The following is a 14841-nucleotide window of genomic DNA, read 5'->3' as shown; positions in this document are numbered from 1 at the left end:
TATGTTTACTATATATTGTTTTAATTTGTTTCATTTGAAAGGAGGGAAAAGATGTTTTTATTACACGCCCTAGATCAAACCATAAAAAAAGTGAAAACACAAACAGCAAATATACTTACTTTAATCAATTTATCCCTTGGTGGATTTGCGATAATTGCCGTAATGCACGGCCAATTGAATTTAAGCCTGCTATTAATTTTCCTGGCTGCCCTTGCAGATCGCTTTGACGGTATGGTTGCACGTAAATTCAACATTGAATCGGAATTGGGTAAGCAACTTGATTCGATGTGTGACATCATATCCTTTGGCGTCGCACCAGCTCTATTATTATACCAAGGAATATTAATAGAATTCGGAGCACCTGGCACACTCTTCACGGTTTTCTATATTGGCTGTGGCGCATTTCGTCTCGCCCGCTTCAATATAAGTGAAAGCAATGGATATTTTACAGGAGTGCCAATTACGGTTGCGGGCTGCATTGCTACTTTAAGTTATCTAGCCATCCCGTATTTCCATCCGGTCTTTTTCTTATCCCTCATGATTATATTATCATTACTTATGGTCAGTCCATTTAAACTGAAGAAAGTTTAAATAAGAAAAGCGGATGTCCTAAACCGGACATCCGCTTTTTTCGTTCATATTCCATCCGAAACCCTTCTTAAGCTTTTCGGACTAGGGGGTCGGTCAAACGCAAGAATTCTTCTACATCCTCCATACAGGCATTGACCGCTTCTTTCCAAAAATCCCGGGTCTTCAAATCGACGCCCAAATGCTTCTCCGCCAAATCCTCGACCTTCATGGAACCGGTATCCTTTAATAGAGCGATATATTTTTCTTCGAATCCTGCTGGTTCTTTCAGGGCATTCGCGTATATGCCTAATGAGAATAAATATCCGAATGTGTACGGAAAATTATAAAATGGTACACTTGTAATATAAAAATGGAGCTTTGAAGCCCAGAACGTTGGATTATAATCACTTAAAGCATCGCCATAAGCTTCTTTTTGGGCATCGACCATCAGTTCATTCAACCGTTCGGCACTGACATAACCTTGTTTCCTCTCAGCATAAAACCTTGTTTCGAATAAGTAGCGGGCATGGATATTCATCAATAATGCCACGGAACGCTGAATTTTATCTTCTAAAAGCACCAGCTTTTCTTCCTCACTGGCCGCTTCCTTCACAGCTGCATCCGCAACGACCATTTCAGCAAAAGTAGAGGCGGTTTCAGCCACATTCATGGCATATGACCGATTCAACGGATGGATATCCCTCATCGCATATGAATGGAATGCATGTCCCAATTCATGGGCCAATGTCGATACATTGGATGGTGTGCCCGAATACGTCATGAAAATTCTTGACTGCTTATTTAATGGAAAGCCGGTACAAAAACCGCCTGGTCTCTTACCTGGTCTGTCCTCCGCTTCAATCCAGCTGTCTTCAAAAGCTTTTTGGGTGAAGTTTGCTAATTGAGACCCGAACTTAGAGAATTGCTGTATGATGAAGTCTGCACCTTCTTGATAATCCATTACTTTGGACTCTGCTGTAACGGCGAGCGGTGCGTCCAAATCCGCCCAACTTAATTTATCCAAATCCAGTAACTCCGCTTTCCTTTCTAAAAACCTCACAAGCGGCTCCTTATGATCGGCAATTACATTCCACATGCTTTCGAGGGTTTCTTTTTTCATCCTCCCTATTTCAAGAGGCTCTTTCAAAATATCATCCCAGCCCCGTTTTTCATTCACACTGAGGCGGAATCCGGCCAAGTGGTTCAAAGTCCGGGCAAAAAGGTCACTTTTTTCCTCCCAAGCCTGTTCCCACGCAGTAAATAATTCTTTCCGGGTCCTTTCATCGGGATCGGAAAATTTATTCGCCGCTTGGCCTACAGAAAGCTTTTCACCCTTATAAGGGATGGTCATTGAACCGACGATCGTATCATACATTTGGCTCCAACCTTCGAAACCGTCCATGGCCAATTGGGTGATTAATGATTCTTCCTTCACGGAAAGTTTTTCCTTTGCCTTTTCCCGACGTTCATTCAATACGAATTCCAATTCATTCAATGGTTCTTTTTCGAGGATTTTTTTAAAGGAAGCATCATCAAGCTGTATCAACTTTTCATCCAGCTTGCTTAACACCATTTTTAGTGAAGCGACTATCTTCATTTGTTTGATCCGCAGCTGACCAGCCTTTTTATCCTGTGCATTTTGAGCTTCTAGGCAGCCAATGAATGCACTTGCCTGCGTGGATTTCATATTTGTATCTTTAAAAAGATCAAATGCCTGGATTAAACTGATTTCATCATTTCCTTCTGGATTGATATTGCTTACAATTCGGTCTAATTCTTTTACCTCGCCGTTAATTTCATCTAAAAAAATCAGGAACTCCTTAGAAGAGCTTCCTCCTTTAAAAAAGATATCCAAATCCCACGTCAAAGAATATCCCATACTAAATTGCCCCCTTTTTATCAATAATCCCATTATAGAGGTAAATTCAATATTTTTCTAATTAAAAGGAATTTTCAGTATTTTGTCGGAACATTTTTCTATATCCCAGATTAAAAGCATGTTATGATGTATATATTCTTGGGAAAGGGGCGGTTGATTCATATGAAATTCTTCATTCACATGTCTGCCATCATCTTGCTCCTTTGGACACTGCCCATACAGTTCCATCATCATGCACAGCAGCTAACCATTGAGGAACATACCGATGTTCACCATTGGGATAAGGCCGACAAGAAACAGCCTTTCGTGCCTTCCTTTAGTTCATGGCAAACACTTATCATTATTCTCTTTTTCGAATTTTCCATTTTGAGTTTTCTTTATTTTCACTCAAATCTTCGCCGACGATATCTCAGCCCTGTTTTTTTCCAGGCGAATTACGTAGCCTTACGCTCTGACATTTTATAAAAAATAAAATGGAGGAGTGATTCATATGTGGTTTCGCTTTATTATGATAGGGATCTTATCTTTAACCGCTTCACGCATGTTCCTTTTTCAGGGAATCGAGATTTATCACGCTTTTGCAGATATGATCAGAAATAAATATTAAAAAAAGAGTGCGGGGAAATTTTCCCGCACTCTCTTTGCCTTTTACCATTCCTATCCTTTGGCTTTCTTTTCCTTCTCTTTTTCTGCTCTGTAAAATTCGTGGAACATCTTCATTAAAGCACGTTTTTCGATCCTTGATACATAACTGCGTGAAATGCCAAGCTCTTTAGCGATTTCCCTCTGGGTTTTTTCCTTTTTCAAATCCAGTCCGAACCTGCCTACAATGACTTCCTTTTCGCGTTCATCCAAAATATCAATATACTTTTTCACTTTTTCAATTTCCATATTAAGCTGAATCGTATCGATGACATCTTCCGATTCCGATTTCAGTACATCGATTAAACTGATTTCATTTCCTTCTTTATCTTGACCGATCGGATCATGCAGGGAAATATCTTTCTTCGTTTTCTTTGTCGCCCGTAAATGCATCAAGATCTCATTCTCAATGCATCGCGCCGCATATGTGGCCAGCTTCGTACCCTTCCCATCCGAATAACTCTCAATGGCTTTTATCAAACCAATTGTCCCAATCGAAATCAAATCCTCTGTATCCTCGCCCGTATTCTCGAATTTCTTGACGATATGGGCAACAAGTCTGAGATTATGTTCGATCAGGATGTTACGGGCATCACCGTCTCCCTCGCTCATTAGCTTCAGATATCTCTTTTCATCCTGAGATGACAAGGGCTGGGGAAAAGCGTTGTTTTTCACATAGGAAACGAAGAAGTAAAATTCTTTGATAATATAACCGACAACTGTAAGTATTCCGGGCATTGGTTCCATCCCCCGTTTCTTTGGCTTCCCTATTTCATACCTATGCAACAGTGGGCTTGTTCGTGTCTGTCCCACTAAAAGAAATAATGAATGGTGTAAAATGATCAATCCAGCCTGGTTGTATTCCCAAACGAACGAAGGAAAGTGTTCATATAATGATAGGGAATTTTTTAGGGAAAGGGGGTTTTTTACGATGGGATATAACTATGGACCATACGGATGCAGCTATGGTTATCCGGCTCCTGCGCCTTGTTATGCAGGGTCCGGCTACGGCTTTGGTTATGGCCTGTTTATTGTCCTCCTGATTTTATTGCTCATTTTCGGGTTTTGGTGGTTGCCGGGATGTGGATTTGGTTTTGGAGGTTCAGGTCCGTGCTGCTGATACAGGCAAAGAAAAAAACTCGGCCCGAGTGCCGAGTTTTCCCATTTACATATTCACTTCCAACGTTGCAGTTCCGAGTTAAGCAGCGTCATAACCATTAATCACCATACCTTCACTTTATCATGTTTCCAATGGCCTTTTTCCGCTGTATACCATGACAATGCTTCTAGATGCACCGCTAGATCCGTTAGCCGGTATCCTTCTCCTGCCAATAGCAACGCTTCTCTCCTTTTACATATAACAAGTTCAACATATTAACCTCCACCTTTCTTAATTTTTTTTAAAACGGAATACCAACCTCGTATATTTTTTAGAAAAAAGGACGATGTTTCAACGCTTTATCTAGATGTTCTTCTCGAATCTTGTGGATTCTCTCCTGTTGCAAACATTCCTCGGCAGTCATTTTTTTCATTTTAATCGTGATTGTAAAAAAAAGCATATTCAGTGTCATAATATCACCTCCTTTAAGGGAGCGGCCCAACAAAAAGGCATAAAAAGGCCGCAGAAAGTTACGTCCTCCTGCGGGATTTTTTAGAAAATATAAAAAGGCCGCAGGATAAAACACTTCTCCCTGCGGCCGTTATGTCTGAATGATTAATAAAGCCAAATTGCTTTAGAAATATTCCGCTTGGCACAGGTCGAATTTTATATGATTGTCTTTTGAAACGGACGGGCTGATTGCGACGGCTCCATGTAGATACAATGTCATTTTCTCCGACCTCCTTTGGAATATTTTTTATTACTTGGTAAGTATATCCACAAATTCGATATTTGTAAACGGCTTTTGCCTATTTATTTGAAAATTTCGATCTTTTTACCCATTTTCAAGGGCCATTATTACCTAAATAGGCAAGCAGTATGATAAATCTGCCCCTATTGGGCAACATCGTTAGAAACAAAAAAACCTGATTCCATTAAAGAATCAGGTTTGCTTCTATTATTGTAAAGAGTCCTGGTCATCCATATCGGCCAAGATCTTTTTGTATTTTTTGGATAATGAGAAAAAGACTATGGACATGCCCAAGAAAGTTATTGTCGCTCCCATATAGACATACGTGCCAATCATCGCTTTGTCGCCAGAGGGAAGGATGGTTCCTAAATAGAAGAACGAACCCACACATAACAAAGTGATCGCAAATTGTTTAAAATCGACCATTTTCGAACGCAGCAATGCAACCGTTTGTTTTTTGCGGTTTTTCATGCCATTCCACCTTCTTTCAAGCTAATAAGATATCGATATCTCATTCTACCATATTTATTCCAAATGACAGGGTGTAAATAATGGCAGTCAGCTATGAAGCGGTCCCTCTCCGGTTATCCTTGCAGCGCTTGTTCCAAGTCTTCCAATAAATCTTCAACATCTTCCAGACCTACCGAAATACGAATCAACCCATCCGTTATTCCAAGCTCTGCACGGCGCTCAGCCGGAATGGAAGCATGTGTCATCAAGGCCGGAATGGAAATTAAGCTCTCCACTGCCCCCAGACTTTCCGCAAGAGTAAAGAATTTCACTTTATTCAAAACGGATTCGGCTTTTTCGGCACTGCCGACATCAAATGAAACCATACCGCCGAATCCACGCGATTGTTTTTTTGCAATATCATGATTTTGGTGGTTTTCAAGACCTGGGTAATAGATTTTCGATACTTCTTTATGCCCGGATAGGAAACGGACGATTTCAGATGTATTTTTTTCATGTTCTTCCATCCTGATTCCCAGCGTTTTAATGCCTCGCATAAGCAACCATGAATCTTGGGGCCCTAGCACGCCTCCTGTAGAGTTTTGGATGAAATGAAGGTCATTGCCAAGATTCTCGTCATTCACCACGACAAGACCCGCTACAACATCGCTGTGTCCCCCCAGGTACTTCGTAGCGCTATGAAGTACGATATCAGCTCCAAGTGAAAGCGGATTTTGCCAATATGGCGTACTGAAGGTATTATCCACAATGGTGAGAATGCCGTTTTCTTTAGCTATTTTCGATACCTTTTCCAGATCGGTGATTTTCAATAATGGGTTCGTCGGTGTTTCAATGAACAATGCCTTCGTATTGTCCTTTATCTCTTTTTCGATCGAGTGTATGTCGCTCGTATTGATGAACGTTGCTTCCACCCCGAAGCGGTTAAGCACTTTAGTGATGACCCGGAAAGACCCTCCATAAACGTCATCGGTCATTAATACATGATCACCTTGACTGAACAGCATCATAACCGCGGTCATCGCTGCCATTCCTGATCCGAAGGCGAAACCTCTTTTTCCTTCTTCGAGATCCTTGATCAATTCTTCGAGGGCATGGCGGGTTGGGTTGCCCGTACGGGAATATTCATATCCCCGATGATTTCCGGGACCATCCTGTTTATAGGTGCTCACTTGATAAATCGGCACCGAAACCGCACCCGTTTTTTCGTCACCAGAAATGCCGCCATGGATCAATTGTGTTTTTTTTCTCATTTCATATACCTCCCTGATAAATTTTTTTGCTTAAGTATCGTTCACTGGAATCCGGAAATATGACGACGATATTCGACCCCCGGGGAGCCTTTGCTGCTTCTTTCATGGCCGCTGCAAAGGCCGCACCTGAAGAACTGCCGACAAGTAGGCCTTCTTTAATCGCCAATTCCTTTACCATATGGAAAGCGTCACGATCGCTTACCGTATGGATTTGGTCAAAATACGTTTCATCCATATAGGCAGGTAAAAATTCCATCCCGATCCCCTCTGTTTTATGGGGTCCTGCCTTGCCGCCGTTCAAAATCGACCCTTCTGGTTCGACTATGACCGTTTTGACAGCAGCGCCCTTTTCTTTTAAATATCGCGATGTTCCCATGAATGTCCCGCCCGTCCCGGCACCGGCTACAAACACATCCACATCGCCTTCCATCTGTTCCCATATTTCAGGTCCCAGCGTTTTATAATATGCATCAGGATTGGATGGGTTGGCGAACTGCTGGGGACAATATGATCCCGGAATTTCAGCCAGCAGCGCCTTAGCCTTTGCGATTGCTCCTGTCATTCCTTCCTCTGTCGGTGTCTGGATCACATTCGCTCCAAGGGCACGCATCAATTCCTGTTTCTCGGCACTGAATTTCTCCGGAACGCAAAATATCACGTTCACTCCACTGTTTATCGCAGCCAACGCCAAGCCAATCCCAGTATTTCCGGCAGTCGGTTCGATGATCGTCCCGCCCTTTTTCACCTTCCCAGTCTGTAACGCTTGGGCTAACAGTTCTTGACCAAGCCGATCCTTCACACTGCCTCCCGGATTAAAGTATTCGAGTTTGGCAAAGATACGGACCTCATCCGGAAGCGGGAAATGGGTGATTTCCATCATCGGCGTTTTCCCTATCAACTCATGAATATTTTGAAAGACTTTCATATTCGGACATCCTTTCATAGTTATCCTACCAACTTAATAAGAATTATGCAATAAAGAATGATCAGCAGAAAGGCTTCCGCTGATCACTTACCATTCATTTCATTTTTTCAACCATTTTCAAAATCAGTGCCGCTGAATGAAGAGCCGCAGTTTCCAAGAATTTATCAAAGGAAATATTGGACTCCTTACCTGCGATATCCGAAAGGGAACGAATGATGACAAACGGTGTCTTGAATTGGAAGGCTACCTGTGCAATGGCTGCCGCTTCCATTTCCACCGCGTATAAATCGGAGAATTTCCCTCTGACGAATTCAACCCTGTCAGGATCATTCATGAAAGAATCCCCCGTCACGATCAACCCTTTGGCCACTTGTATATCCTCGATTTCTTTTGCTGCTTCTTCCGCTATTGCGAAAAGCTTCTCATCCGGGATGAAAGCTGCAGGCAGCTGAGGGACTTGACCGTATTCATATCCGAAAATCGTCACATCGACATCATGGTGCCGTACTTCCGAGGATATGACCACATCCCCTACATTAAGTGCTGGATGATAACCGCCGGCAGAGCCAGTATTGATGACTGCATCCGGTTTGAATTTTTCTAACAGGATCGCAGTGGACATTGCCGCATTCACTTTACCGATTCCCGATTTAAGCAAAATGACCTCGACACCATTCAGTTTGCCTGTATTGAACTCGGAACCGGCAATGGTCACCTGCTCCAAACCTTCCAATTTATCACGTAAAATCGTAACTTCTTCTTCCATTGCTCCGATTATGGCTACCTTCATTAGTAAAAACCTCTTCCTATAATTTTTCCGCCTCCATAATCCAGACAAATTGATTGCAGCGCTCGAAGCTCACTTTATATCCATTTGCTTCAAGCACACTTTCCAAAAAAGGAATCGTAGTATAATATTCCGTTTGCAAATCGTTTGCCAAATTATGAAAGCCTGCCTGACTTGCATCTTGAATCGCTCGTTCATGCGCTTCCCTTGATTGATACATCGTATCCGCAAACACTATTTTACCACCAGTATTCAGTAACTTTCCATAGTTGGCTATAGCTTTTTCTTTTTCTTCATCGGTTAAATGGTGAAAAGCGTACGTACTCACGATCGAATCAACCTGTTCCGGCTTCGGAAAATCGATAAAATCGCCATCGACAATTTCTGTTTTTCCGCCGAGCTTGCATACCGCTATTTCCCTCATCGCAGGTGAAGGTTCTATTCCCGATACCTTCAGGCCTTTCTTCAAAAGCCTTTCCGTCAAATTCCCGGTACCTACTCCGAACTCGAGCACATGGCCATGAGCCCTATCCGTGACGCTTTCCAATATGTTATCATAATGTTTAAAAACCTCTTGATACTCAATATCGTGTCCACCAACCGTATCATCATACGATTTTGACCATTCTTCAAATAAATCTATAAATTCTCTGCCCATTTTTAATCACCTTTTATGATAAGATAATAAAACCTATAAGCATAATATGAATTAAACACAGAAACAGTTCTTGTTTTTAGGCAAATCATTCATTCGGTTCAGATTCGGCCAAAATGGTGTTAAACTAACAGTATCTAAATGTTGGAGGGGAACAGTCATGAGTTTTCAACTCGACTTAAACTTATTCGAAGATAAAATAGAATTTTTCGAGGCAGAAAGCATTAAGAATCTTGAAGAAAAAATCCAAGCACAAATTGAAATCAATAAAGCGATCATGCTTCAGGTGGAATCCGTGTCACACCAAATGTATGTAAGTGAAGAAGGCAGACGTTTTTATAGTGCAGTCGTCCACTTTAAAGCAAAAAAATGATCACCATGAAAAAACCCCCGAAAAGTGGAATTCCTTTCGGGGGTTTTCGTTTATGAATTTTTGACCATTACCTTTTATCGTTTGTCTTCAGCTCTTCGACTTTTACAGGTTTCCAACCTGATCCGTCCACCCATTCAATATAAACGCGGAAGGTTTTAGGATCATCGCCTTCAGAAACGGTACCAATTGCCGTGCTGGATGAACCGCCGTTTTGCAGCCACCATAGCTTCATGCTGCCTTCATCGATTCCAGCCCCGCTTGCTATGGCTTTACTCATTTCATTCCAATCGACCGAGCCCTTTTCGAAGCTTGTAGTGTGCTCCCCGGATTGCTCAGTTCCTACTGGTTTCCAGCCCTCACTCGTATATGTTGACGCAACATTGCCATCTCCGCTGCCTTCCACTTCCACAAGTTCGGCATCTCCCGCTTTTTCTGAATCTGCACCATCTTCAGCCTTCTCTTCTGCATCTTCCTCTGTTGCTTTACTATCTTCATCTGCTGCATCTTCTTCTGTTGCTTCACTATCTCCTACTGCGTCTTCCTTCTCAGATTCCGTTTCTTCTTCTTTGCCAGCAGGCTTGTCCGCTACTTTCCCCGAATCTGTATCGGCGATTTGCTTTGGTTCAGTCGTGGCTTTTTTTGTTTCGGTGCCATCATCACTTAAGAAAATCGAGACTGCGACAATGACGATTAAAATGGAAACGATGGTGATTGCAATATTATATATTTTATTTACTTTTCTTTTTTGATCTCTCTGATTAAAACGTGAGCCCAAGGTCCATTCCTCCCTTACCATTTCTTACTGCCTCTCATTTTAACATGATTTAGCCAGAGATAGAAGGGAAGGGTTTCCTACACTTTTCGTCAATTCTCGTTTTTGTCCTGGTCCTTGGAGTACAGGACTTTTACAATATCTGAAAAAAGAGGCGTCATGCTGGAACTGTTTTCCTTCGTTTCAAAACTTACGGTAACAAGAGCATATTTGGGCTCTTTATATGGAAAGTAGCCCGCAAACCATTTATTCAGCTGCCCTTTTTCAATATTGGTCTGAGCCGTTCCAGACTTGCCGGCGACCTCCACAGGCAAATCTCTCAAGGAAGCGCCTGTCCCTTTCTCTTCCGTCACGACCTTCCTAAGAAGATGCTGCAACTTCATCGTTGTATATGGAGACAGTGTCTCGCCGCCAATACTTTGATTGGGAAAATCGACTACGGTCGTACTATTGTTAAATTCGACCTTGGAAACGGCTTTAACCTGTTCCTTCTTGCCGCCGCGGGCAATCGTCGCCATCATATTCGCTATCGCAAGCGGTGTCGTTTGGACATCCTGCTGGCCAATTGCTGTTTTGGCAATCATTTTAGGGTCTTTTTTTAAATCGTCATCATGCCAGACTTTCCCGGTTTGTTCATGATGCAACTGAGTGACTTCAGTGTGATAGACGTCCCCTTGCCATCCCGTTTCACCAACAAGCCCTAACATTTTTGCATATTTGTCCAAAAATTCCGGATCCTTCTCTGCTATTTCCTGTGACAATTCGGCAAACGTCCTGTTGCAGCTTTGGGCAAAGCTATTTTCAAAATTAAGCATGCCCAGTTCCCTCTGTTTATCCGTTTTGCCGTCTATCGTCAAATTACAATTGAATGTCCGGGTGGGACTAGCCGCTTCATAATCGATGGCCGCTGCTGCCGTGACCGTTTTGAAGACGGAACCCGGCGTTTTTTGAGTCAGCATCATATTGACGGCCCCTTCGCCATTCGGATCTTTTACATTAAGCGCCGGACGTGATACCATGGCGACGATTTCACTTTTTTCGATATCGATCAGAACGAGACCGCCTTTTTTTATCCCGCGTTCATCGACGAGCTTCTCCGCTTTCTCCTGAATTTCTTTATCGATCGTCGTCACGACCTTCACCGGGTAAAGCGGATTTGCAGGTTCCACATATTTAACATCGACACCGAACATTGGGCCTCCACTGGCGTCCACATGAAAAACGAGCTTCGATTCCCCAGAGGAAAGCAAGAACTCATCGAAGGTCCTTTGCAGTCCCGTATTGCCTATTTTCGTTTCAGGAGATAAATTCATGTCCGGATAACGTTTTTTCTTTTCCGCATCCGATATATTCGTCGTTCCGATCAATTGCGCTGCAGGGGTTTGATCATGATATAATTTCTCTTTCACGGCAAAGACCCCGGGAATCTTCAATTCATTGATTGCCTTGGATTGGCTGGACGTCAACTCTATCGGTTCATCTCCGCCAAATACGAATGGTTCATCCGCTTGTTCTATCGCCCGTTTTAACTCCGCTTCCGATTTTCCTATTATCGAGGCCACTTCATCTATGGGCCAGATCATTTTTTTTAAAAATGGAAATAGGACGAGAGTCGGGATTTCTTCATGTGCAAGCGGTTCTCCATTTCTGTCATAAAACTTTCCGCGTCCATCATCAATCTTTAATATCTGTGAACGCTGATTTACGCTCGCTTCTAATAGGTTCACATCATGCTTTGAAAAAGATTCTGTCGATACAAGTTGGATGTAGGCAAGTCTGCCTATGAGCATCAGCATGAAAGTCGTCAAAAAAACAGCCAGCAACCTCATTCGTTTCTTTTTCATAAAATACACCTCGTAACCATTGTTGACGAGGTGCGAATTTTTAAACAATTATGAACAAATTTAACACGGCACTTTTCCGATAAAAAAGAGGATGCCCCTATGGACATCCTCTTTTGCTTTCATTTAGTCGATGGATACAATCTTCACGCTCATTTCGCCGCCAGGTGTCATGATCGATACCTTGTCGCCGACCCTTTTCCCGATCAGGCTTTTCGCGATCGGGGAATCATTGGAGATTTTCCCTTCGAATGGGTCCGCTTCAACGCTTCCTACGATGGAATATGTTTCTTCGTCACCATTTGGAAGTTCCACGAATGTTACCGACTTCCCTAGTGAAACTGTATCTGTATTCGAATCATCGCCTTCAATGATTTTTGCATTACGGATCATGTTTTCGATTGTTGTGATGCGTCCTTCAACGAAAGCCTGCTCTTCTTTTGCGGAATCGTACTCCGAGTTCTCGGAAAGGTCCCCAAAACTGCGGGCGATTTTGATTCTTTCCACCACTTCTTTACGTTTAACCGTTTTTAACTGTTCCAGTTCCTGTTCAAGCTTTAACTTACCTTCTTTAGTCATTGGATATTCTTTTTCAATTGCCAAAACCCTTCACTCCTTCAAATTCTTTACAGCAAGCTTTCACTGTGACAAGTTTATGTACTATATAGTGCTTAACCCTGAAATTGAGTCAAAATATATAATTGCGCGACTTAAAAAGTACGCGCTTCGATACTAAGAAACAATCCGTTCCTTAGTATATAAACCGACTGCGGTGAGCAGCCGGTTCGTTCTGTATCAATAGAGTATTGCGTTTTCCAACATTTGTCCAGTCTTTCCCAATAAATAAATGGGATTATTTAAATAAACGAAGGAAAATGGCACCTATCATTATTTATGCTATGTTATTACAAAAAAGACTTTTGTTCAAGGATTGTTTGAATTTTTGTCACCATAAGGTCAATCGCCACATGGTTCTGACCGCCTTCTGGTATGATGATGTCGGCATAACGCTTCGTCGGTTCTATGAACTGATTATGCATCGGACGGACGACACTGATGTATTGTTCGATGACGGAATCTATGGAACGGCCGCGTTCTTTAATATCACGGGTCATCCGGCGAAGGATCCGCAAGTCTGCGTCCGTATCAACATATAGCTTCATATCCATCAGGTCCCGTAGGCGCTCATCCTCCAGCACAAGAATCCCTTCAAGGATGATGACATCCTGGGGCTCAACTGTGATGACTTCTTCTGAACGCGTATGGATCGAATAATCATAAACGGGTTTTTCTATCGTTTCATAGCGCAGCAATGCGTTAATGTGATCGATTAGCAAATCATTATCAAATGCAAGCGGATGATCATAGTTCGTTTTCAAGCGCTCTTCAAAAGGCAGATGACTTTGATCTTTATAGTAATAATCTTGTTCGATCATCAAGATGGAATGTCCTTGAAAGAATTCAAAAATGGAACGGGTAACACTTGTTTTACCTGATCCCGACCCTCCGGTAACTCCGATGACCACTGGTTTCTTTCTTGTCATATCAATTCTCCTTCCGCATCATATTGTTCACATAAACTTTTTTATCTACTTGAATGCGGACAATTTGAAGCGGATGGCGGGCTGCCTCCAGCTCCTTACCTGACTCATCCCAGATCGTACCGATTTTTTGAGTGAAGTTTTCGATTTCCGGTCCAAAAAACTCGACTTCATCCCCAGGCTTGAAGAAATTACGTTGCTGCATGGTAACGATTTTAGTTTCCTCATTGTAATCAAGCACCAATCCTGCGAAGTCGAAGCGAGTCTTTACGGTATGATTCCCGAACATTTGTTGTTTATACCCAGGAATTTCCCCTTCCATGAACGATGATGCCGTCTCACGGTTCGCACACTTATCAAGCTCTTCCAGCCATTCTTGTTTAATCTTGAAATTGTCGGGATCGGCACAATACGCATCAATCACTTTACGATAGACGCTGACAACTGTTGCAATATAATGGATCGATTTCATTCTTCCTTCGACTTTTAAGCTGTCTATGCCAATTTCAATCATGCCTGGCAGTGATTCAATCAGCTTCAAGTCTTTTGGACTCATTGCGAATGGAGCATCTTCTTTATCGAATAAAGCCTTTTCCCCGTCTTGATCCAACTCATATAAATCATAATCCCAACGGCAAGACTGACAGCAGCCGCCGCGGTTCGAATCACGTGCCGTCATATGGTTCGAAAGCGTGCAGCGTCCAGAATAGGCAATGCACATGGCCCCATGAACGAAAGCCTCGATTTCGATATCGACCTTCTCCTTCATTTCACGGATTTCATCAGCACTCGTCTCACGTGCCAAAACTACCCGTTCCAAGCCTTCCTCTTTCCAATACTGAACAGCCTTCCAGTTCGAAAGCGATTGCTGCGTGCTTAAATGGATCTCGAGGTTCGGAGCGACCCTTTTACATGTTTCGATGATTAATGGATCGGCGACGATGATACCATGTACCCCAGCCTCCTGAAGACCTTCCAGGTATTCATCCAGACCATCGATATTTTCATTATGTGCGAAGATATTTGTGGTTACATATACTTTAGCACCATACTTATTAGCGAATTCGACGCCTTCCTTCATTTCCTCAAACGTGAAGTTGCCTGCATTGGAACGAAGACCATATTCCTGACCGCCAATGAACACGGCATCCGCGCCGTAATGGACGGCAATTTTTAATTTTTCAAGGTTGCCGGCCGGAGCCAGCAATTCCGGTTTTTTTACAATGACTCTCTTTCCATCAACGATCTTGGAAATTTTATCAGCAATAGCATTCAAGGCTATTCC

At 42.6% G+C, this 14841-nt stretch carries 15 protein-coding genes; 2 read left to right on the top strand and 13 right to left on the bottom strand.

Annotated features, from left to right (window positions below):
- Nucleotides 1-51: 51 nt before the first annotated feature.
- A complete protein-coding gene (gene pssA, locus BW986_RS03555) occupies nt 52-591 on the top strand; it encodes a CDP-diacylglycerol--serine O-phosphatidyltransferase (RefSeq protein ID WP_076365167.1) in 540 nt (179 codons plus the stop codon).
- A gap of 67 nt (nt 592-658) precedes the next feature.
- Here the strand turns inward: pssA and BW986_RS03550 are convergent, their stop codons facing one another.
- The 8 genes from BW986_RS03550 to BW986_RS03505 form a co-directional block, all read right to left on the bottom strand.
- The gene (locus tag BW986_RS03550) at nt 659-2449 is read right to left on the bottom strand and encodes a M3 family oligoendopeptidase (protein ID WP_076365165.1); all 1791 of its coding nucleotides are present in this window, start codon (nt 2447-2449) and stop codon (nt 659-661) included.
- Between the two features lie 657 nt (nt 2450-3106).
- Nucleotides 3107-3829 carry an RNA polymerase sporulation sigma factor SigK gene (gene sigK / locus BW986_RS03540; RefSeq protein ID WP_076365161.1) on the bottom strand — a complete coding sequence of 241 codons (723 nt, stop codon included), beginning with the start codon at nt 3827-3829 and terminating at the stop codon, nt 3107-3109.
- A 692-nt stretch (nt 3830-4521) separates the two neighbouring features.
- Nucleotides 4522-4662: a YrzI family small protein gene (locus BW986_RS03530; protein ID WP_076365157.1), complete on the bottom strand. Its 141-nt coding sequence runs from the start codon at nt 4660-4662 to the stop codon at nt 4522-4524.
- Between the two features lie 486 nt (nt 4663-5148).
- The gene (locus tag BW986_RS03525; RefSeq protein WP_076365155.1) at nt 5149-5412 is read right to left on the bottom strand and encodes a YrhC family protein; all 264 of its coding nucleotides are present in this window, start codon (nt 5410-5412) and stop codon (nt 5149-5151) included.
- Nucleotides 5413-5525: 113 nt separating this feature from the next.
- Entirely contained in the window at nt 5526-6662 is a 1137-nt protein-coding gene (locus BW986_RS03520) for a bifunctional cystathionine gamma-lyase/homocysteine desulfhydrase (RefSeq protein WP_076365153.1), read from the bottom strand.
- Between the two features lies 1 nt (nt 6663).
- Complete coding sequence (locus BW986_RS03515) at nt 6664-7587, bottom strand: PLP-dependent cysteine synthase family protein (RefSeq protein WP_076365151.1); 924 nt, start codon at nt 7585-7587, stop codon at nt 6664-6666.
- A 94-nt stretch (nt 7588-7681) separates the two neighbouring features.
- Nucleotides 7682-8377 carry a 5'-methylthioadenosine/S-adenosylhomocysteine nucleosidase gene (gene mtnN, locus BW986_RS03510; protein WP_076365149.1) on the bottom strand — a complete coding sequence of 232 codons (696 nt, stop codon included), beginning with the start codon at nt 8375-8377 and terminating at the stop codon, nt 7682-7684.
- Between the two features lie 16 nt (nt 8378-8393).
- A complete protein-coding gene (locus BW986_RS03505; protein ID WP_076365147.1) occupies nt 8394-9032 on the bottom strand; it encodes a class I SAM-dependent DNA methyltransferase in 639 nt (212 codons plus the stop codon).
- 157 nt (nt 9033-9189) lie between these two features.
- Here BW986_RS03505 and BW986_RS03500 point away from each other — a divergent pair, with 157 nt between their 5' ends.
- Nucleotides 9190-9402: a DUF2536 family protein gene (locus BW986_RS03500; protein WP_076365145.1), complete on the top strand. Its 213-nt coding sequence runs from the start codon at nt 9190-9192 to the stop codon at nt 9400-9402.
- Between the two features lie 67 nt (nt 9403-9469).
- Here the strand turns inward: BW986_RS03500 and BW986_RS03495 are convergent, their stop codons facing one another.
- From BW986_RS03495 to BW986_RS03475, 5 genes are all read right to left on the bottom strand, one after another.
- A complete protein-coding gene (locus BW986_RS03495) occupies nt 9470-10177 on the bottom strand; it encodes a YrrS family protein (protein WP_179085994.1) in 708 nt (235 codons plus the stop codon).
- An 89-nt stretch (nt 10178-10266) separates the two neighbouring features.
- Nucleotides 10267-12018, bottom strand: coding sequence for a peptidoglycan D,D-transpeptidase FtsI family protein (locus BW986_RS03490; RefSeq protein ID WP_076365141.1), 1752 nt, complete (start codon nt 12016-12018; stop codon nt 10267-10269).
- A gap of 123 nt (nt 12019-12141) precedes the next feature.
- Nucleotides 12142-12618, bottom strand: coding sequence for a transcription elongation factor GreA (gene greA / locus BW986_RS03485; RefSeq protein ID WP_076365139.1), 477 nt, complete (start codon nt 12616-12618; stop codon nt 12142-12144).
- 302 nt (nt 12619-12920) lie between these two features.
- Nucleotides 12921-13559: a uridine kinase gene (gene udk, locus BW986_RS03480; RefSeq protein ID WP_034308619.1), complete on the bottom strand. Its 639-nt coding sequence runs from the start codon at nt 13557-13559 to the stop codon at nt 12921-12923.
- Nucleotide 13560: 1 nt separating this feature from the next.
- Nucleotides 13561-14832: a peptidase U32 family protein gene (locus tag BW986_RS03475; protein WP_076365137.1), complete on the bottom strand. Its 1272-nt coding sequence runs from the start codon at nt 14830-14832 to the stop codon at nt 13561-13563.
- Nucleotides 14833-14841 lie beyond the last annotated feature (9 nt).

Origin of the sequence: Peribacillus simplex, from assembly GCF_900156045.1 — a bacterium.
Taxonomy (GTDB): Bacteria; Bacillota; Bacilli; order Bacillales; family DSM-1321; genus Peribacillus; species Peribacillus simplex_D.
Note: the sequence above shows the minus strand (reverse complement) of the source record. Positions and strands in the feature narration are given on the sequence as shown.